The organism is Novosphingobium sp., from assembly GCF_027489515.1.
Classification (GTDB): Bacteria; Pseudomonadota; Alphaproteobacteria; order Sphingomonadales; family Sphingomonadaceae; genus Novosphingobium.
In genome coordinates this window covers 1-20,352 of record NZ_JAIXZS010000059.1, presented here as the reverse complement: position 1 = coordinate 20,352, position 20,352 = coordinate 1, and the positions used below count along the sequence as shown (strand labels likewise).

Genomic DNA, 20,352 nt, shown 5'->3' with positions numbered 1-20,352 from the left:
CGAGCGGGGAGGGGCTTTCTCGCGATTCCCTTCCCCGCGAAATGCGCCTAACACTTCCCTATGGCGGAACATGACAGCGAACACCTCGGCACCGGCACGCGGCTTGTGGGCGCAGGCCGGCGCGCCGAATGGACCGGCACGGCGGAGCATCCCGGTGCAGTGGTCAATCCGCCGGTCTACCGGGCAAGCACGCACCTCTATCCCGATATGGCGGCCCTGCGCGCGCATCCTGCCAACGAGGACGGCAAGTTCTATTACGGCCGGCGCGGCGCGCCGACGCAGTGGGCGCTCTCCGGCGCGCTGACCGCGCTGGAGCCGGGGGCCGAGGGCACGGTGCTCTACCCTTCGGGCGTCGCGGCGATCATGGGCGCGCTGCTCACGGTGCTGCGGCCGGGTGATGTACTGCTGATGATCGACAATGCCTACGAGCCGAGCCGCGCGATGGGTCGCGGGCTGCTCAAGGACTTCGGGATCGAGACGCGGTGGTTCGATGCGAGCGATCCGGCGGCGTTCGAGGCGGCGATCTGCGAACGGACCAAGGCGGTGCTGCTGGAAGTGCCAGGCAGCCTGACGATCGAGGTATGCGATGTGCCGGGCCTCTCCGCGATCGCCAAGGCGCATGAGCTGACCGTGGTGCTCGACAATACGTGGGCCTCGCCGCTGGGCTTTCCGGCGCTGGAGCGCGGGGCGGACATTGCGATCATGAGCCTGACCAAGCATGTTGGCGGGCATTCCGATGCGATGATGGGTTCGGCCAGCGCGGGGCCGCAGTGGTATCGCAAGCTGCGCATCCGCGCGCAGGGGCTGGGCAATGTCGTCTCGCCCGACGATGCCGCGCTGATGCTGCGCGGCCTCAGGACCATGGGCCTCAGGCTCGCGCAGGAAACCGCCTCGGCGCTGGCGATTGCCGAGTGGCTCGAAGGGCGGCCGGAAGTGGCAAAAGTGCTCTGCCCGATGCTGCCGGGATCGCCGGGACATGATCTGTGGAAGCGCGATTTTTCCGGCGGCTGCGGGCTGTTCAGCTTCGTGCTGAAAGGCGGCACGTCGGCCGCGCGCGACGCACTGATTGACGCGCTCACGCTGTTCGGCATCGGCTATTCTTGGGGCGGGTTCGAAAGCCTTGCCACCCCGGTCGATCCCGCGCCGATCCGCACCGCGAGCCCCTGGCCGCTGCCGGGGCTGGCGGACGACGACCGCTTCGGGGTGCGGCTTTCGATCGGCCTCGAGGATACGGCGGACCTGATCGCCGATCTGGAGCAGGCGCTTGGCGTATGGAGCGCGGCGGCATGAGCGAGTGGACCAAGCTGCAGCGCAGTGTCGCACAGTGGGCGCGCTCGCTTGACGACGTCGGCTTCGATGTCGGCCGCACGCATATCTCGCTGTTCAACGCGATGTGGATGATCGTTGTCGTCATCCTCGTGATCGTGTTCGGGCGGGTGGTCGGGCGGATCGGACGGCGCGCGGTGCGCAGCATGCGCGGCCTCGACGGGACGCAGCGCGCGCTTGGCGAGAAGCTGATGACCGTCACGGTGTGGACGATCGCGGTGCTCGTCGGCATCGATGCGGTGGGGATCAACCTCACCACGCTCACGGTGTTTTCGGGCGCCTTTGGCCTCGCGGTCGGCTTTGGCCTGCAGAAGACCTTCGGCAACCTGATCGCGGGCGTGATCCTCCTGATGGACCGCTCGATCAAGCCGGGCGACGTGATCGCGGTGACCGACACCAAGGGCAGCACCTTCGGCGAGGTGAGCCGGATCGGCGTGCGCGCGGTTTCGGTGACGACGCGCGACAACCGCGAGATCCTGATTCCGAACGAAATCCTGATGACCACGCAGGTCGAGAACTGGTCCTATTCCTCGCGGCTGGTCGGGATCACCATTCCCATCGGGATCGCCTATGAAAGCGACCTCGATCTCGCGGAGAAGCTGCTGCTGGAAGCGGTGATGACCGTGCCGCGCGTGCTCAAGGACCCGGAGCCGTCGATCCTGCTCGATGCGTTCGGGCCGAGCGCGATCCAGCTGCTCATCTATGTCTCGATCAACGACCCGGAAAACGGCGTGGGCAACGTGCGCTCGGATGTGCTCAAGGCAGCATGGCATGCGCTGAAGGACAGCGGGGTGAGCATCCCGCTGCCGCAGTCGGACGTGACGCTGCGGGATTCGGACGGGCTGCGAGTGCTGGCGGAGGCCTTGGGGCGTGAGGCACCAAAGTAACACGCTGATGGGCCTTGGCTGACCGAGAAAATCGTTGACTGCTTTCGCACCTGTTCCAGATTGATCAGGCTGCCGGAACGCCGGACCGTCCTTTGGTCAGAATGTGCGAGGTCTCGTGAAAGCTTCCATCAAGCTTGTGCTCGTGTGCGCGGCCGCCGGTCTAGGGGTTCTGACGACCTCTCCGGTTCTTGCGCAAAGCCTGCCCTCATCTGCGCCGCGCCCCAAGGATGTTCCGGCGAAGATCGAATCCTATTACCGGGTGAGATGGGGTTCGCTGAAGGACTTCGTTGCGCTCTACGAGAAGAACCACAAGCCGCTGCTTGAAGAGATGCGCAAGGAAGGCTTCATCCTTGCCATGAAGACCGAGTATCCGTTCACGCATATCGCCGGTGGTCCGCGTTGGGACGTGCGCGTGACGATCACCTACCGCGACGGCGCGGCAGCGATCAATGATCCGGCGTGGGAGACCCGCTGGGCAGAGGCGCGCAAACGGTTGTTCAAGGACGCCGCTTTACTGGATGAAGAGGAAGCAAAGCGGTTCTCGCTGCTCGAAGATCACTGGGATGTCGTGGTTTCCGATTATCCGGAGTGAGCGCGCAACTACCCCGCCCGCCGAGGTCGGGGACGGCGTGGGCAATGCTGATCTGGGTGAAACGGGGTTGCGTCAGCCCGCAGGACCTCTTGCCGGGCGGTAGACGCGGTATTCGATGCCGAGGCCGGGGAGAACGCGGCCTTCGCCGACGAAGAAGGTCGTGTTGACCCAGTTATAGCGCGGGTCGCCGGTTTCCATCCGCGGATTGGTGCAGAAGTACTGATCGGCGAACTCGGTGCCGGTGCCGTTTTCGATAGCGCCCATGACGGCGGCATTCATTTCGAGCAGGCCGAGATACTGGACGTAGATAAAGGCCCCGTCGTGGGTTTCGACTTGTGCGCGGACGTCGACCCTGAGGAAGCCGTCGGGCCCGATCAGCGCCCACTCGCCGCCGCCGCGGATCGTGCCGTTCAGGCGATCGCCCGCCACTTCGCCGCCGTCGATCTCGTAATACATCCGCGTGCCGATGGGGCCTGCGCCGATGGGAAGCGGCGGCTTCAGACCGGCTCTGAAGGTGAACTCGTGCACCAGTTCCATTCGGCTTCTCCCCCTCTTGCGGTTTGCGCGCATTAAGACCCGCGCGGGCTGCGAACACAAGACATCTTGGCCGAGGGCCGCGCGCTAAAGCTTACCTAGCTGCCCCCCTAGGTTTCCTCGCTGGCGATTGCAGGGGCGGAGGGCCATCTGGCCCCCATGAGCAATGCGCCCCACAGAATCGGAACCGTCTACCTCGTGGGCGCTGGCCCGGGTGATCCGGACCTGCTGACCCTGCGCGCGGCGCGGCTGCTGTCTGCGGCTGAATTGGTCGTGCATGACGGGCTGGTCGATCCCGCCATCATGGCGCTGATCCCCGAGGGCGCGCGGCTGGTTTCGGTGGCCAAGCAGCGCGCTCGGCACACCATGCAGCAGGACGATATCAACGCGCTCCTCGTGCGCGAGGCGCTGGCGGGGCACGACGTCATCAGGCTGAAGGGCGGCGATCCGTTCGTGTTCGGGCGCGGCGGCGAAGAGGCGGAGGCCTGCTATGATGCCGGGGTTCCGGTTCAGGTCGTGCCGGGCGTGAGCGCGGCGATGGGCGCGGCAGCGGCGGCGCAGATTCCGCTGACGCACCGCGAGAATGCTTCGATTGTCAGCTTCGTGGCCGGGCAGTGCAAGGGTCTGGCCGATCAGAACTGGGCGGGGTTGGCCGGTGTTGGCCGCACGCTGGTGATCTACATGGGCGTCGCGACGAGCGATGCGATAGCCGAGAAGCTGATGGCCGACGGCCTCGCGCCCGACATGCCGGTGGCGATTATCGAGAACGCGGCGCGGCCCCAGATGCGCGTGCTGCGCGGGGCGCTCGCCGGGCTTGGCGCGCTGGTCGCTGAGGAGAAGGTGAAGAGCCCTGCCCTCATCGTGATCGGCGAAGTGACCGCGCGCGAGCGCCACCTTGAATTGCAGAAGATAGCGGAGACCGCTGCGTGAAGATTTTGACGGGGAATGATCTGGCGAGCGGCGATGTCGTCTGGTGGGACGGCAAGGGCTGGTCGCGCGATGTGAACGATGCGGTGGACGTGGGCGATCAGGACGCAGCGATCCTCGCCGCCGAGGAAGCCGCGCAGCGCGTGAACGCAAGCTATGCGATTGCCGCGACCAAGACCGCCGAAGGCGTCCGCCCCGCGCATATCAAGGACCGCATCCGGGCGCTTGGCCCCACGGTACGGCTCGACCTTTCCCTCCGCCCCGGCGATCCCGACGCCGCGAAGCAGGTGATCTGAACATGTACCAGTACGACGAATATGATCAGGCGATGGTCGATGCCCGTGTGGAGGAATTCCGCGGGCAAGTGGCGCGGCGCATGGCGGGTGAGATCACCGAGGACCAGTTCAAGCCGCTGCGGCTGAAGAACGGGCTCTATCTCCAGCTCCACGCCTACATGCTGCGCGTGGCGATCCCCTATGGCACGCTGAATGGCCGCCAGATGCGGATGCTGGGCGATATCGCCGACAAGTATGACCGCGGCTATGGCCACTTCACCACGCGCCAGAACATCCAGTACAACTGGATCAAGCTGGAAGATGCGCCGCAGATCCTGGCCGATCTGGCGACCGTCGAGATGCATGCCATCCAGACCAGCGGCAACTGCATCCGCAACATCAGTTCGGACCACTTTGCCGGGGCGGCGGCGGAAGAGCTGGTCGATCCGCGCCCTTATGCCGAGCTGCTGCGCCAGTGGTCGAGCTTCCATCCGGAGTTCGACTACCTGCCGCGCAAGTTCAAGATCGCGGTGATCGCGAGCGATACGGACCGCGCGGCGATGCGGCTGCACGATATCGGCATCCAGATCGTGACGAACGAAGCCGGCGAGATCGGCGCGCGCTTCTATGTCGGCGGCGGCATGGGCCGAACCCCGATGATCGCCCCGGTGATCCGCGAATTCGTGCCCGCGCTGCAGATGGTGAGCTACGCCGAGGCCTGCCTGCGCGTTTACAACCGCTACGGCCGGCGCGACAACAAGTACAAGGCGCGGATCAAGATCCTCGTCCACGAGATCGGTGCGGACGAATACCGCCGGCAGGTGGAGGAAGAGTTCGCGCATATCCTCACCCTGGGGCTGGAGCCGCCGCTGGCCGAGTTCGAGCGGATTGCCGCGTTCTTTGCCGAGCCGGGTCTGGAGAGCGGCCTTGCCGATGGCTATGACCGCAGCGATCCCGATTTCGCCGTGTGGGCGGACCAGAACACCGCCGCGCACAAGCAGCCGGGCTACAAGGCGGTCGTCATCAGCCTCAAGCCGGCAGGCGGGATTCCGGGTGACGCCAGCGCGGACCAGATCCGCCTGATGGCCGACCTTGCCGAGGCCTACAGCCTCGACGAGCTGCGCGTGACGCACACGCAGAACATCGTGCTGCCGCATGTGAAGCAGAGCGACCTCTACGCGCTGTGGCAGAAGCTTGATGCGGCTGGCCTTGCGACCGCGAACCTCGACCTCATCGGCGATATCATCGCTTGCCCGGGGCTCGATTATTGCAGCCTTGCCAATGCGCGCTCGATCCCGCTGGCGCAGAAGATTTCGGCGCGGTTTGCTTCGCCCGAGCGGCAGCAGACGCTGGGCGAGCTGAAACTCAAGATCTCGGGCTGCATCAATGCCTGCGGGCACCACCATGCGGGCCACATCGGCATTCTCGGCGTCGACAAGAAGGGCACCGAAAACTACCAGCTGCTCTTCGGCGGCTCGGAAGCTGCGGATACCTCGCTCGCGCAGATCATCGGCCCCGGCTTCAGCGAGGACGGGATCGTCGATGCGATCGAGACCGCGACCGACGTGTACCTGAAGGCGCGCGCCGAGGGCGAGCGCTTCATCGATACTTACCGCCGCATCGGCGCCGCGCCGTTCAAGGAGGCGATCTATGGCTGAGTCTCTTTTGCGCCTGCGTGTTGACGCAGCGACCGGCGCGCCCGTGCTTTCGCTGGCGGATTTTCTGGCGTCGGACAACGCAGCCGCCGTGCGCATCGAGCCGGGCGAGGATGCCCGCGCGCTGCTGCCGCATCTGGCACGCCTTGCGCTCGTCGAGGTGAGCTTCCCCGCCTATACCGACGGGCGCGGCTATTCCTCGGCACGCATCCTGCGCGAGGCGGGCTTCAAGGGCGAACTGCGCGCCGTGGGTGATGTGCTGCTCGATCAGCTGAGCCACATGAAGCGCTGCGGGTTTGACGGCTTTGCCCCTGCCAAGCCGATTGCGGCGGAAGCGGCGCAGCAGGCCTTTGCGACCTGGCCCGATGTCTATCAGAAGACGGTGGACGGCCGCTCGCCCATCTGGGCCAAGCGCCATGGCCTCTAACCAGGCCCGCCAGATCGATCGGCTGGCAACCGGCCCGCGCTTCACTGAAAGTGACGCGATCCGGCTGAACAACCTGTTCCGCGGTACCGATACGCCGGAGATGCTGCGCAGCGTCCTGAAGGACAAGCTGATCGGCGAGATGGCGGTCGTCTCCAGCTTCGGCGCCGAAAGCGCGGTGCTGCTGCATCTGATCGCGCAGGTGGACAAGAGCATTCCGGTGATCTTCCTGGAGACGCACAAGCATTTCCCGGAAACGATCGCTTACCGCGATGAGCTGGTCGCGCATCTGGGGCTGACGAACCTCCTGATCGTCGAGCCGGACATGGAGCTTGTCGCGAAGAAGGACGAGAACGGCCTACGCTGGTCGTGGGACCCGGATGGCTGCTGCGACATCCGCAAGGTGCAGCCGCTGGCGCGCGCGCTCCTTTCGTTCGATGCCTCGATCAGCGGGCGCAAGGGCTTCCAGTCCGCCACGCGCAGCGGCTTGCCGCGCTTCGAGATCGACCGCACCGATGCTGAAGGACGCTTGAAGTTCAATCCGCTCGCCTCGTGGACCTCCGAGGACCTCGAGGCCTACATGGTCGCGCACGATCTGCCGCGCCATCCGCTGGTCGCGCAGGGCTACCCCTCGATCGGCTGCGCCCCCTGCACCAGCAAGGTCGCGCCCGGCGAAGACCCTCGTTCGGGCCGCTGGAAGGGCTGGGACAAAGTGGAATGCGGCATCCACGTGCCGGGTTCGCCAGACAGCAGCGCGACGGACGGCGAGCTGCCGCCGGGATACGATCCGGCGTTCTGAGGCTTTTGTCTCACCATTGAGCACCTTGCCGTGCCCTCGCCCCAGGGCCTAGGCGCGTGTCATGCCCATTGCCCCGCTCACAATCTGGTATGACGGCGCCTGCCCGCTTTGCACGCGCGAGATTGCACTGATGCGGCGACTGGACCGGGCGCGGCGGATCGAATTTGTCGACTTGAGCGAGGATGGGGCCACCTGCCCGCGCGACCGGACGCTGCTGCTGGCGCGGCTCCATGCGCGCGAGGATGGCGTGCTGCTCGATGGTGCGGCGGCGTTTGCGGCAATGTGGCGCGCGATCCCGCTGCTGCGTCCGCTGGGCCTGCTGGCGCGCAATCCGCTAGTGCTTAGCGGGCTCGAATGGGCCTATGTTCGCTTCCTCCGGGTTCGCCCTGCTCTGCAAAGGATGATGCGTTGAGCGACGACAGGTATCGCAAGGTTCCCACCAGCCGCCTTTCGCGCTTCTCCGCGTTCGGCCAGCTGGCAGGCGGGGTCGCCGGCGGTGTGATTGCCGAGGGCGCAAAGCGGCTGGCGCGCGGCGAACGGCCGCAGATGGCGGACCTGCTCCTCACCCCCGCCAATGCCACGCGCGTGACAGAGCAGCTTTCGCGGCTGCGCGGCGCGGCGATGAAGCTCGGGCAGATGATCTCGCTCGATGCGGGGGACCTCCTGCCGCAGGAGCTGACGGCGATACTCGCCAAGCTGCGCGATGCAGCACACTTCATGCCGCCCAAGCAGCTGCAGACCGTGCTTGCCGCCGCGTGGGGGCCGGACTGGCGCCGCCGTTTTGCGCGCTTCGAGGCGACTCCGATTGCCGCGGCCTCGATCGGGCAGGTCCACCGCGCGGTGATGCACGACGGGCGCACGGTGGCGGTGAAGGTGCAGTACCCCGGCATTGCCGCGAGCATCGATGCCGATATCGACAATGTGGCCACGCTGCTGCGCGTTTCGGGACTGCTGCCCAAGTCGCTCGATATCACGCCGCTGCTGGCCGAGGCGAAGCGCCAGCTGCATGAGGAAGCGGACTATCTGCGCGAGGCCGAGCAGATGCGCCGCTATGGCGCGATGCTGGCAGGCGAGGCACAGTTTGTGGTGCCCGCGCCAGTCGATGAACTGACTGGGCCGGGCGTGCTGACGATGGACTTCATCGCCGCAAAGCCCATCGATACGCTGGCCGATGCGCCGCAGGACGTGCGCGACCGGGTGATGGGCGCGATGCTCGATCTGGTGCTGCGCGAGCTGTTCGAATTCGGCTTCATGCAGACCGACCCCAACTTTGCCAATTACCGCTGGCAGCCCGAAACCGGCCGCGTGGTGCTGCTCGATTTCGGCGCGGCGCGCGGCGTGCCCGAGGAAACCCAGACAGCCTACCGGCGGATGATGCAGGCCGGGCTCGACGGCGATCCGGCAGAGCTCAAGCGGCGCATCTGCGAGGTGGGCTTTGCTTCCGAAGAGCAGATGGCGCGGCATGGTGCGGCCTTTGAAGGCGTGATCGGAGTGATCCTCGAGCACGTCAACAAGGCCGAGATCTTCGACTTTGCCGACCGCAGCTTTGTGGCGCGTTTGCGCGATTTCGGCGAGCCGGTGGCGCAGGACCGCGATACCTGGCACCTGCCGCCGATGGATACGCTGTTTGTCCAGCGCAAGGTGAGCGGGACTGCGCTGCTCGCCGTGCGGATGAAAGCACGGCTGCCGCTGCAGGCAATGGTGGCCGCGCGCCTCGCGGGGCGCGAGGTGAGGCAGGTCGAACCGGCAGAAGCGGCTATCTGAGCCAGCCGGCCTCGCGGTACCACGCGGCGGTGGCATGAAGCCCCTCGCGCGTGTCGATACGCGGGTGCCAGAGGCTGCGAGGCGGCTGGGCGCCCTCCCCCACGGTCCAATCGGGATGACAGATGTAGCGCGCGCGGTCAGGCGTGAGTTTGGCCTTCTTGCCGCGCAACAGGCGGTCGGCGCGCGCGGCGAGTTCGACGAGGCGCGGCGAAAGCGAGAGCGGGCGGATGGGCCTCTCCCGCACGGCTGCCCCGATGGCGTGGGCCAACTGGATATGGCTCCAGCCGCCGGGTTCGCCATCGTCGGGCTCGAAGATCTGGTGCGTGCTTTCCTCGCTGCTGGGGAGCAGCGCGAGGAGCAGTTCGGCCAGATCGGCGACGTGGATCACCGAAAGCCGGCCCGGCGGGGGCAGCGGCACAAAGCCGCGCCGGGCGAGGCGGAACAGCTCGAGCATTTCGGTATCGCGCGGACCGAACACGGCGGGGGGGCGCACCACCGTCCAATCGAGCCCGGAGGCACGGACGAGCTTCTCACCGCGTAGCTTGGAGGCGCCGTAGAGCGAGAGCTGCGGTTCGCGCGCGGCGAGCGAGGAGACGTGGATCAGGCGGCCGACGCCCATTTCGTGCGCCGCCTCGATCACGCGCAAGGTGCCCTGCACGTTGCCTTCCTCGAACCCGGCTGCATCGGGGGCATTGACGACACCCGCGATGTGGATGACCGCGCTGGCACCCTCCATCAGGCGCTCGAGCGCGTCCTTGCTGGCAAGATCGCCATCGATCCATTCGACCCCGCCGCGCAGGCGCTGCTTGCGGCGGGTGAGCGCGCGCACGTCAAGCTTGTGCCGGCCCGCCGCCATGAGCACGGCCTGTCCGACAAAGCCGGTCGCGCCGGTGACGGCGACGAGATCGCCTCCCGCTGCGTTCACAGCATCACCAGCTGATCGCGGTGGATCAACGCCGAGCGCGGGGCATAGCCGAGCAGCGCTTCGTGCTCGGCGGAAGGATGGCCCATCAGCGCGGTGCATTCGGCCGCGTCGTATTCGCTGAGGCCGCGCGCGAGGACCGTGCCATCAGGACCGTGGACGGCAATCGCATCGCCGCGCAGGAAAGTGCCTTCCACTGCGGTGACCCCGGCGGCGAGCAGGCTGGAGCCGCGCGCGAGTGCGGCGGCGGCACCGGCATCGACGGTGACCGCGCCCTTCATGCGCAACTTGCCGCCGAGCCAGGCCTTGCGCGCGCGGGCCTTTCCGGGTGAGCAGAACAGCGTGCCGCGTTCCTCGGCCAAGGCTGCGGCGATGGGGCTATCGGGCCGGCCATCGATGATTGCGAGCGCAATGCCGGCAAGGCCCGCGATCTCGGCAGCCTGCAGCTTGGATGTCATTCCGCCCGAGCCGAGGCCGGAGGAGGAGCCCCCCGTCGCCATGGCGTGGATTTCGGGCGTGACGCCGCGTACCACGGGCACGCGCACCGCGCCTTCAAGGCGGGGATCGCGATCATAGAGCCCGTCGATATCGGAGAGCAGGAGGACGGCGCTGGCGCCCGCCGCCTGGCCCACGCGGGCGGCAAGGCGGTCATTGTCGCCGAAGCGGATTTCCTCTGTGGCGACGGTGTCGTTCTCGTTGATCACCGGCACTGCGCCCGAGGCCAGCAGCGTGCCGAGCGTGGCGGTGACGTTGAGATAGCGGCGACGTTCCTCGAGGTCTTCGAGCGTGAGCAGCACTTGCGCCGCAATCAGGCCATGCGCCGCCAGCAGTTCCGCCCAGAGCCCGGCGAGCGCGATCTGACCGACGGCGGCGGCGGCCTGCGCATCGGCGAGGCTCCCCCGCCCACCCCGCGCCAGGCCGAGCTTGCGCGCGCCAAGGGCAATCGCACCGGAGGATACGACGATGACGTCCTGCCCCCGCGCGCGCGCGGCGGCGATTTCCGCAACCAACAGGGTGAGCCAGGCCCGGCGCGGCGCGCCATCCTTGCCGACGAGCAGCGCCGAGCCGACCTTGATGACAAGGCGCGGGGCGGCAACGGCATCGGTCAGCTGGGAAAGGGTCTCAATCGACATGGTGGCCGCCGCTTAGGGGAAATGCAGCGGCGCGGGAAGGGGTTGGGTGGGGAGCGGCCTGCGCGCCGATCCATTCGTCATTGCGAGCGCAGCAAAGCAATCACGAAGTTGGGGTGACCCGGCAAAGGATCAGCTCAGATCGGCGACCAGGGCTTCTGGTCTTCGGCGTCCTCAACCTCGCCTTCGGGACGTTCGGTCGCGGTGGCGGCGGGGAGGTGGTCGAGGACGGCGTCGAGCAGCGCGTTCATGCCCTTGCCTGTTGCGCCCGAGATCGGAAACACGCGCCTTGCCCCTGCTGCGCGAAGCTCGGCCCGGAAGGCGCTGACAAGCTCTGCGTCGACCGTGTCGATCTTGTTGAGCGCGATGAGGCGTGGCTTGTCTTCGAGGCCGCCGCCATAGGCTTCGAGTTCTTCCTCGACGATGCGCAGCGCTTCGGCGGGATCGGTGCCGTTGATGTCGATGAGGTGGATGAGCACGCGGCAGCGTTCGATATGGCCGAGGAAGCGGTCGCCCACCCCGGCGCCTTCGGCGGCGCCGGCGATGAGGCCGGGAATATCCGCCAGCACGAATTCGCGGTTCTTGTGGCGCACGACGCCGAGTTGCGGGCGCAAGGTGGTGAAGGCGTAGTCACCTACTTTGGCTTTGGTGTTGGTAATCTGGTTGATGAAGGTGGACTTGCCCGCATTGGGCAGACCGACGAGCCCTGCATCCGCCAGCAACTTCAAGCGCAGCCAGACGTACATTTCCTGGCCCGGCCAGCCCGGCCCGACATTGCGCGGAGCACGGTTGGTCGAGGTCTTGTAAGAGAGGTTGCCGCGCCCGCCATCGCCGCCGCGCAGGAGAGTGACGCGCATCCCCGGCTCGGTGAGATCGAGGAGCACCGTCTCGCCGTCCTCGTCGATCACCTGGGTGCCGACGGGGACCTTGATCACGAGATCATCGCCCCCCGCACCGGTGCGGTTCTTGCCCGCACCGCCGCCGCCGCGCGGGGCCTTGAAGTGCTGAGTGTAACGAAAGTCGATCAGGGTGTTGAGCCCACTGATCGCCTCGAAAATGATGTCTCCGCCCTTGCCGCCATTGCCGCCATCGGGGCCGCCATATTCGACATACTTCTCGCGCCGGAAGCTGACCGCACCGGGCCCGCCCGCGCCGGAGCGGATGAAAATCTTGGCCTGGTCGAGAAAATGCATGGATTGGTTCTAACGGAAAACGCGAAAATTGTCGCGCAGGGTGGGCGGGCAAGGCCAGTATGTTGGAAATTGGCTCTGGACGAGCCGAGAATGGTGCCTTTCGAGAACCGGCGCGCAGCGACCAATCAGGTCGTGAGCACCGGAAGCGCAGAAAGGTGCCGTTCGCAGGCCGTTCAGGGCCAATTTACAGCATACTGGTGGAGCCGAGGGGGATCGAACCCCTGACCTCGTCATTGCGAACGACGCGCTCTCCCAGCTGAGCTACGGCCCCGTTCCCAGTATCCTCCGACATGGCAACGCGAACGCTGCCCTGCCGGGAGCGCGGCCCTTAGCCCAGCGGGGCCGCGCTTGCCAAGTGCAAAATGGTAAAGCTCTCCCACCCTCGTCATTGCGAGCGCAGCGAAGCAATCCAGAGCGGTTGTGCATGAAGCTCTGGATTGCTTCGTCGCTGCGCGCCTCGCGGGTGACGAGTCTCGGTTAGACCAAACCCCTCAGGGCGTCCCGCTCGCGGCTGTCGCCGTGGCGGAAGGCGGGCCGTACTTGGCGTTCCATTCGGCGAGATCGAGCCGGTACTTCTCATAGCGCCGGTAGAAATCGTCGTAGACCACCTCGATGTTGGGCAGGCTGCGCACCGCGAAGGCCTCGAGCTCGGCGGGCTTGAGGGTGATCGGCTTCGGTGCGGCAACCTTGGCCTTGCCCTTCCTTGCCGGCGCTGGCGCCGGAGCCGCCGGCGTGAGCGCGGCGAGATCGCCGGTGACGGCAAGCGTGGCGGTGCAGAACTCGTTCATCGCCGGCGGCAGCGCGAAATGGTTGTAGACCGAAGTCATGTAAGCCTCGCGCGGGGCAGTGAACTTCGCGCCGTAGCGGGCCTTGAACTCGGCATCGACCTTGCGGTTCGCGGCGAGCAGCGTCTTGTCATAGTTCTTCAGGAACGCCCTGTAGCGCGGCAGGATCTCGGCGTGCTTCGGGTCGCTGCAATTCAGTGCGGCGACGTTGAAGGCCGAGCGCAGGTTCCACAGCATCTGTGTGGGCGAGATATTGCGGTTGACCGACTGGCGCAGGCCGCTGGCATCGAGCGGAGGAATAGTGAGGTTGTCGCTCGCGCCGGCAGGCGGCATCGGCTTGGGCGGCGGCGGGATATAGGGCTTGGGCGGCGGCGGCGGCGGCGGCGGGGGTGGCGGCGGCGCGGGCGCGGCGCAGCTGGCCAATGCGGCCGCGAGCACGGCGGCTGGCAGGAAGCGGGCGATACGCTGGAAAGCTGGCGCCGCAGGGCGCGAGAAACGTGGCATGCGAGTGGGTCCCCCCAAGGTCATTAGGCAGCGCCTTACCCCGCGTGCCGGGCAAAGAAAATGCCCGGCGAGCCGGATGGCCCGCCGGGCACGGTAATGTGCTTCAATCTTGCTTCAGATCAGCGGCGATCGCCCATGAACTGCAGCAGGAACGTGAACATGTTGACGAAATCGAGGTAGAGCGTGAGCGCGCCGAGAACGATCATCTTGCCCGCGAATTCGGTGCCCGCGACCTGATCGTACATCAGCTTGAGCTTCTGCGTATCGTAGGCGGTGAGGCCTGCGAAGATCAGGACGCCAAGGAAGCTGATGCCCCAGGCCAGGCCCGCCGACTGCAGGAACACGTTGATCAGGCTCGCGATCAGGATGCCGACGAGGCCCATGATCAGGAACGTGCCGAAGCCCGACAGGCTCTTCGTGGTGGTGTAGCCATAAAGGCTGAGACCGGCGAAGGCGCCCGCGGTCGCGAAGAACGTCGCCGCGATCGAAGGGCCGGTGTAAACCGCGAAGATCGCCGAGAGCGAGATGCCCATCAGCACGCTGAAGGCCCAGAACAGCGCCTGCATCGTCGTTGTCGAGATACGGTTCGCACCGAAGCTCATCACCATGACGATGGCAAGCGGGGCGAGCGCGACGAGCCAGCGCAGGGGGGTGCCGAACACCGCCTCGGCCATGCCGGACGTTGCGAACAGCAGCGCGACCACGCCCGAGAGCAGAACGCCCGAGGCCATGTAGTTGTAGATCGACAGCATGTAGCGGCGCAGACCCGCATCATACGCGGCGCCGCGCCCGGCGAGACCCGCCGCAGCGCCGAAGCCTGCCGGGCTCCAGCCCGAGGGCTGGGGGTCATTCCAGTTTGCCATGACGTACCAAACTCCGTTTCGGCCCGGGATGGACCGACTGCTGCCAATATCGCCCCAAACCAAAGCCTTTTCAAGCAGGAGGGCCATAACAGAGTGTGTCAAAGCGTAATAAGTTCCGGTTTTGCCCCAGCCCTGTATTCGGCACTATCCGAGGCGCGCCGCCTGCGTGAGTTCGGCGCTCCGGTCGCGCGCGGCGCGCAAGGTGTCGGTAACCAGGGCAGCGAGGCGCTGGTCGGCATCGAGTACCTTCAAACCTGCTTCGGTGGTGCCGCCGGGGCTCGCCACGCGGCGGGCGAGCTCGCCGGGCGCGGCGGAGGCGGAGGCGGCGAGCGCGGCGGCGCCTTCGACCATGGCGAGCGCAAGCCGGTCGGCCTGGCTGCGCGGCAGGCCAAGCGCGGCCGCGCCTTCGGCCAGGGCATCGATGAAGCGGTAGACGAAGGCCGGACCCGAGCCGGCGAGCGCGGTGACGATGTCCATCGCGCTTTCCTCGGCCAGCCATTCGGCGGGGCCGAGCGGGGCCATCAGCGCCTCAGTCCGCTCTCCCAAAGCACCCGGCGCATCACCGTAAAGTGCGATGGGAGATTTGCCGATCGCGGCGGCGAGATTGGGCATCACGCGGACGATCCCCGCGGCCTGCGGAAAGGCGGCGCGCAAAGTCGCGACATCCACCCCGGCGAGGATGGAAAGCAGCAGTGTACCCTCCCCCACATGTGGCGAAATGGCGGGGGCAGAAGCGCCAAACTGCTGCGGCTTGAAACCGAGCAGGACGACATCGGCCGGTAAGGCTTCGGCAGGTGCCTCGCGCAGCAGTCGCACGCCGGCGGGGGCTTCGGCCAGCATGGGATCGACAACGGTGAAGGCCGCGGGATCGAACCCGGCAGCGAGCCAGCCGGTCAGCATGGCGCCGCCCATGTTGCCGCAGCCGAACTGGATGAGGGAGAAGGTCACGTCGGGTCTCCGGGGCCGCAAGGGAGAAGGGGCCACCCCCGACCCCTCCCGCAAGCGGGAGGGGGGATCAAGAGCCTTGTTTGATCAGGCCTCGCCCGCAGCGTCGATCAGGGCGCTGGCGAGGGCGTCAGCGGGGGCCTTGTCGCCCCAGAGGAGGAACTGGAAGGCCGGATAGAACCGATCGCATTCATCGACCGCGGCTTCGATTGCAGTCTGCGCCTGAACGAGACTGAGGAGGCCGTCGTCGCCCAGCATCAGGCCGTGGCGGTAGAGCAGGACCGAGCCGTTCGACCAGATATCGAAGTGGCCGAGCCAGACCTGCTCATTGATGAGCGCCATGATTTCGAACATCGGTCCGCGCTTGTCATCGGGCACGCGGATATCGGGCAGGCAGAGGATCTGGAGGACATGGTCCTCGCTGCGCCAGATGCAACGGAGCTGGTAGCTGGCCCAGCTGCCCTGAATCTCACCGTGGATCTCGTCCTCGGAAACGAATTCGCAGGGCCAGCCCCGCGCCTCGAACAGCGAGGCCAGCATATCGACCGGCGCCGCATCGTCGCGTTCGCTGTCTTCATGGCCGGTGCGCATCACGTGTTCCTTGGACAGCCCGGACTGGGCTCTTGCGTGCCATCGCGGAGAGGGCACTTGGCGGCAATCGGGACCCCGTGCAGGGCTGGGCAAAACTCGACTAGTCTGTTCATAAGCTGTGGAGAAGCGGTGGGAGGCCGCCGCCGCTCCACAGGACCTACTTCACGCCCAGGCCATCCACCTCCTGGCCCGCCGGGCTGGTCCACTGGTAGCTGCTGACGCCCTGCCCGCGCAGCTTTTCGACGAACGCCTGCGCTTCGGCATCGCTGGCGAAAGGCCCTGTCAGCAAACGATAATTGCTGCGCCAGGGGGTGATCGAAGGCTTGCGCCCCCTGAGCGCGGCGGCCGTGCTGGCAAGGCGCTGCCACTCCTTGCTCATGGCCGCGCGGTTCGAGCCGGTCAGCACCTGAACCCAGATGCGGCTGGCGTGCTGAGGCTCGGCCTTGCCCTTCGCCTTCTTGCCATTTTCGGGCGGGCACTGGGCTTCCGCCGCGCCCTTGCCCTTTGCGGACTTCGCGCCGGATTTCGAGGTCGCCTTGCCCTTTGCCGGCGCGGCCTTGCCCCGACCGGCGGACTTGCCGGACTTGCCCTTGTCGGTCGGGTTGAGGCAATCGGTATCGAGCGCGAGCTTGTCCTTGGCGAGCTTGGCCTTGGCGTCCTTCTCCGCCGGCTTTTCCTTGCTACCGCGGGTGACGGCGGGCTCCGCCGCATCCTGATCGCTGGTGCGCGAGACGGCGGTCGGGCCATCGGGGCGTTCGCCGCGATCCTTGGTAGCGGTGCGGTCCTTGCTCTTGCCCTTGGCCGCTGCCGCCTTGGCCGATTCGCGCAGGGCCTCGATCCGCGCGAGGTCGACAGCTTCCTTGGTCGCGCCGGTTTCCTGCTCGGGCGGCTTGAAGCCATCGAATGCGCTGCGGAAGTCAGCCGGCGCACTGGCGGCCGGCGGGGTCGCCGTCGTGGCTGGCGGCGGAGGTGGCGGCGGTGGCGGCGTTGCTGTGGCCGGGGCCGGAACTGGCGCGGGCTGCTGTGAAGCCGGCGCCGTCGTCGCAGCGGGCGAGCCGGCTGCCGTGGGTGCGGGCGAAGCAAGCGCGAGCTGCGGTCCGGTTACGGTTGGTGTCCCAAGGACCGCTGCAGAAGGTGCCGCGGCTGAATCAGGTGCGGGGGCAGGAGCCGGCGTGGCGGCGGGAGGTGTCGCCGCCGCGATCTGAACCGGCGCGGGGACTGGCGTTACCACGGCAGGCTTCGGAACTGGCGGTACGGCGACTGGCTGCGTCGGCGGGGGCGCAGGGATCGGGGTGGGCGCGACAGCGCGCGGCTGCGGGGTGGGCGGCGGAGCCAGCGGGGTCCCCGGCGGCACATCGAGCTTCGACAGCACCGGCGGCCGCGCGGGTGTCGGCGCTGGCGGCACAGTCGGCGACGGGGTCGGCTGCGAAAGGCTTTGGAACTGCGGCGCGGGCAGCGCCTGCTGCGGCGCCGCAGCCGCAGTCCGCGTACCTGGCTGAAGGCCCCAGGGTGCGCTGACCGCGGGCTTGCCGGCGGGTGCCTGAGCTGCAGATCCAGCGGGAGCAGCGGCGGCCAGAGCGGTATCGCGCTTCTCGTCCTTGCCCGGACGGCGGCGCTTCGAGCGATCGTCACGTCCCCGCGCGCCGAGCGCCTCGCCTTGCGGGACAAGCGCCGCATCGACCCGCGGCGCGCGCGGATGCGCCAGCGCGTACTGGACGATCTGCGGATCGTCGCGTCCGATATCGGCCGCACGCGGGAAACGTCCGAGATTGGCAGCGGCAGCCTGCTGCGCTGCCGTGAGGCGCGGCATGTAGCGCAGATAGGGCGAAATCGCGGCGGCGAGATCGGCGGGCATCGTCGCTCGGGCAATGCCCTCGGCCTCGTCGCTCTGTCCGGAAATCGCCATGATGAAGGCACGCACGCGCCACGCCCCGCGATCGCGCCGCTCAAGCAACGGCTGGATCACGAGCTCTGCGCCGCGCCGGTCCCCAGCGATGACGAGGCTGAGCGCATATCGGCGGCTTGCCTCGTCGTTCTGCCCGGCGGTGAGCGCAAGCTGGTACTGGCGCTGCGCGGCGGCATTATCGCCAATGAGATCGTAGGCGAGGCCGCGCTCCGTGGCCATTTCGACCCGGTTGAAGCCGGCCTGATCGGCAAGGTCGAACCAGCGGATCGCCTCGAACGGCTGGTTCGCGCGCAGCATCGCGATCCCCATCCGCGCGCGGACCCCGGCGGTGCCCGGGGCGACCTGCTCGGCACGGGTGAGAAAGCCGATCGCCGCATCGGTATCGCCCAGATCGAGCGCAGCGCCGCCGGCATCGAGCAGAGCGCTGATATCGCGCGGATCGCGCGCAAGCCTCGCCAATGCGGCATTGAGCAGCCGAGTCGGGCTCGGCGCGATCGACTGGACCACGGGCACGGAGGTGGTGGCGACAGGCTCGGCGGAATCATCATCCACTGGCCCCGCCTGCTGCGCCGCCATGGCGGGCGCGGCGAGCACAAGCGCGCTCCCCGCGAGCAGGCCGGTGGCGATGCGGTGCCGGAGCCCGGAACGAAGAAAACGGCGGATCATGGGGCCGACCTTATCGCGGCAGAAGTGAAGACGCAAAACGGCCCGGCACACCATCGGTCTGGACGATGGGTTGCGGCGCGCACCGAGAGCCCCTGCCCGGTCCGCGCCGCACGTCCAGCACCCTTGCGCCGGACCGTGCCGAATTACTGGTTGTTCTGACGGCCGAGGAAGCGCGGAATATTGAGCGCGCTGCTATCCTCGCCCTCGGCATCCTCCTCGCCCACGCGGCCACCGCCGCGCGAGAGATTTGCCATGCGTTCGAACAAGGTGCTGCCCGGCGCGCTGCGCGGCGCATCGCCCGAGGCGTCGGCACCCGGACCGGGTTGCGCGCGGCCGAAGCGCGGCGGGATCGGCTCGGCATCGCCCAGACCAAGCTCGAGCTCACCGGGTTCGGCAGCCGGCGGTGCAGCGTCCTGCGCATCGGAGAGATCGAGCGTGAGGTCGAGCGGCTCTTCGGCCGGCGCGGCAGCTTCGGGTTCGGCCGCTTCGCTTGCGGCGGATTCGGGCGCTGCGAAGCTCGGGGGAGGAGCGAAGGGCTGCGGCTCTTCCGCAGCCGGCGCGGGTGCCGGCTCGGGCGGTGCCGAACGGGCAAGGCCGCCCGGGAACGCTGGGCCACGCAAGCCGCCGGTCATTGCCGGACGTGCGGCGGATTCGGCCATTTCGTTCGTCTGCTCGATGCCGGTGGCGACCACCGAGACGCGGATCTTGCCATCGAGGTTCGGGTTGAACGCCGAGCCCCAGATGATGTTCGCGTTGGGATCGACCAGTTCGCGGATGTGGTTCGCGGCCTCATCGACTTCGAGCAGCTTCATGTCGTCGCCGCCGATGATCGAGATGATCACGCCCTTGGCGCCCTGCATCGAGACGCCATCGAGCAGCGGGTTGGCAATCGCACGTTCTGCGGCTTCGAGCGCGCGGTTGGGGCCTTCGCCTTCGCCGGTGCCCATCATCGCCTTGCCCATTTCACCCATGACCGAGCGAACGTCGGCGAAATCGAGGTTGATGAGGCCGGGCATGACCATGAGATCGGTGATCGAACGCACGCCCTGCTGGAGCACTTCGTCAGCCAGCTGGAACGCTTCCTTGAACGTGGTTTCCGCCTTGGCGACCAGGAACAGGTTCTGGTTCGGAATGACAATCAGCGTATCGACGTGCTTCTGCAGCTCGGCAATGCCGCTTTCGGCTGCGCGCATGCGGCGCGTGCCTTCGAACAGGAACGGCTTGGTAACGACGCCCACGGTGAGCACACCCTTGCGGCGGGCAGCCTCGGCGATGACCGGCGCAGCGCCGGTGCCGGTGCCGCCGCCCATGCCCGCGGCGATGAAGCACATATGGACGCCTTCGAGCGCGCGCTCGATGTCCTCGATCGTTTCTTCCGCAGCGGCGCGGCCGACCTCGGGACGGGCGCCGGCGCCGAGGCCCTGCGTCATGTCAGGCCCGAGCTGGATGCGGTTGTCCGCGATCGAATTGTTGAGCGCCTGCGCGTCGGTGTTGACGACGACGAAGTCGACGCCCTCGATCTTCGCGTTGATCATGTTGGCGATAGCGTTGCCGCCCGCCCCGCCCACGCCGATGACGGTGATGCGCGGCCGCAGTTCGTCGATGGCCGGCGGTCCGATGTTGATGCTCATAGCGCTCTCCCGTGCGGGTCTGCGGGGGGCCGG

The 20,352-nt window shown here is 67.3% G+C and carries 20 protein-coding genes and 1 tRNA gene; 10 read left to right on the top strand and 11 right to left on the bottom strand.

Annotated elements, in window-relative coordinates; translation table 11 throughout:
- The first annotated feature begins 60 nt into the window (after window positions 1-60).
- The 3 genes from metC (at window position 61) to Q0082_RS10465 (ending at window position 2,805) form a co-directional block, all read left to right on the top strand.
- Window positions 61-1,290, top strand: a complete 1,230-nt coding sequence (gene metC, locus Q0082_RS10475; protein ID WP_298192253.1) for a cystathionine beta-lyase — start codon at window positions 61-63, stop codon at window positions 1,288-1,290.
- A complete protein-coding gene (locus Q0082_RS10470) occupies window positions 1,287-2,213 on the top strand; it encodes a mechanosensitive ion channel domain-containing protein (RefSeq protein WP_298192251.1) in 927 nt (308 codons plus the stop codon). Before metC ends, Q0082_RS10470 begins: the two co-directional genes overlap by 4 nt.
- A gap of 115 nt (window positions 2,214-2,328) precedes the next feature.
- A complete protein-coding gene (locus Q0082_RS10465) occupies window positions 2,329-2,805 on the top strand; it encodes a hypothetical protein (protein ID WP_298192250.1) in 477 nt (158 codons plus the stop codon).
- 72 nt (window positions 2,806-2,877) lie between these two features.
- Here Q0082_RS10465 and Q0082_RS10460 read toward each other — a convergent pair whose 3' ends face one another.
- Window positions 2,878-3,342 carry a DUF3237 domain-containing protein gene (locus tag Q0082_RS10460; RefSeq protein ID WP_298192248.1) on the bottom strand — a complete coding sequence of 155 codons (465 nt, stop codon included), beginning with the start codon at window positions 3,340-3,342 and terminating at the stop codon, window positions 2,878-2,880.
- A 156-nt stretch (window positions 3,343-3,498) separates the two neighbouring features.
- On the opposite strand from Q0082_RS10460, the gene cobA reads away from it, so the two are divergent.
- The 7 genes from cobA to Q0082_RS10425 all read left to right on the top strand — a co-directional run bounded on the left by cobA (window position 3,499) and on the right by Q0082_RS10425 (window position 9,183).
- A complete protein-coding gene (cobA, locus tag Q0082_RS10455) occupies window positions 3,499-4,269 on the top strand; it encodes a uroporphyrinogen-III C-methyltransferase (protein WP_298192246.1) in 771 nt (256 codons plus the stop codon).
- Window positions 4,266-4,562 (top strand): DUF2849 domain-containing protein, encoded by a 297-nt coding sequence (locus Q0082_RS10450; RefSeq protein ID WP_298192245.1) that lies wholly within the window; start codon window positions 4,266-4,268, stop codon window positions 4,560-4,562. Before cobA ends, Q0082_RS10450 begins: the two co-directional genes overlap by 4 nt.
- A 2-nt stretch (window positions 4,563-4,564) precedes the next feature.
- Entirely contained in the window at window positions 4,565-6,199 is a 1,635-nt protein-coding gene (locus tag Q0082_RS10445; RefSeq protein ID WP_298192244.1) for a nitrite/sulfite reductase, read from the top strand.
- Entirely contained in the window at window positions 6,192-6,623 is a 432-nt protein-coding gene (locus tag Q0082_RS10440; RefSeq protein WP_298192241.1) for a DUF934 domain-containing protein, read from the top strand. The genes Q0082_RS10445 and Q0082_RS10440 overlap by 8 nt, the downstream gene beginning before the upstream one ends.
- Window positions 6,613-7,419, top strand: a complete 807-nt coding sequence (locus Q0082_RS10435; protein ID WP_298192239.1) for a phosphoadenylyl-sulfate reductase — start codon at window positions 6,613-6,615, stop codon at window positions 7,417-7,419. The genes Q0082_RS10440 and Q0082_RS10435 overlap by 11 nt, the downstream gene beginning before the upstream one ends.
- Before the next feature lie 61 nt (window positions 7,420-7,480).
- Entirely contained in the window at window positions 7,481-7,831 is a 351-nt protein-coding gene (locus tag Q0082_RS10430) for a thiol-disulfide oxidoreductase DCC family protein (protein WP_298192237.1), read from the top strand.
- Window positions 7,828-9,183: an AarF/ABC1/UbiB kinase family protein gene (locus tag Q0082_RS10425; protein ID WP_298192235.1), complete on the top strand. Its 1,356-nt coding sequence runs from the start codon at window positions 7,828-7,830 to the stop codon at window positions 9,181-9,183. Before Q0082_RS10430 ends, Q0082_RS10425 begins: the two co-directional genes overlap by 4 nt.
- On the opposite strand, the gene Q0082_RS10420 is transcribed toward Q0082_RS10425, so the two are convergent.
- The 10 genes from Q0082_RS10420 to ftsZ form a co-directional block, all read right to left on the bottom strand.
- Entirely contained in the window at window positions 9,176-10,108 is a 933-nt protein-coding gene (locus Q0082_RS10420) for an NAD-dependent epimerase/dehydratase family protein (RefSeq protein WP_298192233.1), read from the bottom strand. The genes Q0082_RS10425 and Q0082_RS10420 overlap by 8 nt on opposite strands.
- Window positions 10,105-11,238: a glutamate 5-kinase gene (gene proB / locus Q0082_RS10415; RefSeq protein ID WP_298192232.1), complete on the bottom strand. Its 1,134-nt coding sequence runs from the start codon at window positions 11,236-11,238 to the stop codon at window positions 10,105-10,107. The genes Q0082_RS10420 and proB overlap by 4 nt, the downstream gene beginning before the upstream one ends.
- Window positions 11,239-11,372: 134 nt before the next feature.
- Window positions 11,373-12,428, bottom strand: coding sequence for a GTPase ObgE (gene obgE, locus Q0082_RS10410; RefSeq protein WP_298192231.1), 1,056 nt, complete (start codon window positions 12,426-12,428; stop codon window positions 11,373-11,375).
- Between the two features lie 195 nt (window positions 12,429-12,623).
- A tRNA-Ala gene (locus Q0082_RS10405) sits at window positions 12,624-12,699 on the bottom strand.
- Between the two features lie 220 nt (window positions 12,700-12,919).
- Window positions 12,920-13,717 carry a hypothetical protein gene (locus Q0082_RS10400; RefSeq protein ID WP_298192229.1) on the bottom strand — a complete coding sequence of 266 codons (798 nt, stop codon included), beginning with the start codon at window positions 13,715-13,717 and terminating at the stop codon, window positions 12,920-12,922.
- A 119-nt stretch (window positions 13,718-13,836) separates the two neighbouring features.
- On the bottom strand, window positions 13,837-14,580 hold the full coding sequence (locus tag Q0082_RS10395) for a Bax inhibitor-1/YccA family protein (protein WP_298192228.1): 744 nt from the start codon (window positions 14,578-14,580) through the stop codon (window positions 13,837-13,839).
- 144 nt (window positions 14,581-14,724) lie between these two features.
- Entirely contained in the window at window positions 14,725-15,528 is an 804-nt protein-coding gene (gene proC, locus Q0082_RS10390) for a pyrroline-5-carboxylate reductase (RefSeq protein ID WP_298192227.1), read from the bottom strand.
- An 84-nt stretch (window positions 15,529-15,612) separates the two neighbouring features.
- Window positions 15,613-16,116, bottom strand: coding sequence for a YbjN domain-containing protein (locus Q0082_RS10385; protein ID WP_298192225.1), 504 nt, complete (start codon window positions 16,114-16,116; stop codon window positions 15,613-15,615).
- Between the two features lie 157 nt (window positions 16,117-16,273).
- Window positions 16,274-18,688 (bottom strand): SPOR domain-containing protein, encoded by a 2,415-nt coding sequence (locus Q0082_RS10380; protein WP_298192224.1) that lies wholly within the window; start codon window positions 18,686-18,688, stop codon window positions 16,274-16,276.
- A 143-nt stretch (window positions 18,689-18,831) separates the two neighbouring features.
- Complete coding sequence (gene ftsZ, locus Q0082_RS10375) at window positions 18,832-20,319, bottom strand: cell division protein FtsZ (RefSeq protein WP_298192223.1); 1,488 nt, start codon at window positions 20,317-20,319, stop codon at window positions 18,832-18,834.
- Window positions 20,320-20,352 lie beyond the last annotated feature (33 nt).